General features: G+C 42.9%; 1 protein-coding gene. It reads left to right on the top strand.

The window, feature by feature from the left end:
* Positions 1–452, top strand: a 452-nt coding sequence (locus R7Z77_RS25740) for a methyl-accepting chemotaxis protein (protein WP_318137097.1), incomplete at its 5' end; no start/stop codon positions are given.
* Positions 453–692: the final 240 nt, after the last annotated feature.

Raw genomic sequence — 692 nt, 5'->3', positions numbered from 1 at the left:
GAGAGCAAGGTCGTGGCTTTGCGGTCGTTGCCGATGAAGTGAGAAATCTGGCTTCACGTACCGCCGAAGCCACCAGCAACATTGAAAGCATCATTTCCCAATTTCAGCAAGGCAGCGAAGAGTCTCTGTCGTCAGTCGATCATGTTTGTCAATTTGCTCATCAACGTTCACTGGATGTCGAAGCGCTGTCTGAAACCATGCACAATGTCGTAGACGAGATGCATCAAGTGCTGAAACACGCAGAAAACATCCAACTGCAAACTCAAACCACCTCGGATGTCAGCAAGCACATTCAATCGAAAATCGACGTGATTACTTTGCACGCGAACGACACATCTCAATCTGCCTCTCATACACGGGATATCAGTGTCGATTTAGAAGAACTTTCTGAGCGTTTAGAGCAATTACTTAACCAATTCACCCTTTCTGAGCAACAAAGGGCGAATAAATAGGAAATTTCTCGCGTCCAAATTGAATATAAAGGTTGAAGCTGACGAATTGACGGGTAATATGTCCCATTGAATCTGTAAAATTCTATCCAACTCAATGCTTCGCTTGTTTTTTAAACAAAAATGTTTTGAGACAAGCACTTTGATAAGCGTTGAGTTGAATTTTTACCTCAATGGAGAATATTGAAAACATGACTTACGCGCCTGTATCAGACGTACTAAGCGGTAAGCTAGCAGTAGACA

It is taken from the genome of Vibrio sp. 1401 (genome assembly GCF_033340295.1).
This window is presented reverse-complemented; position numbering and strand designations above follow the sequence as displayed.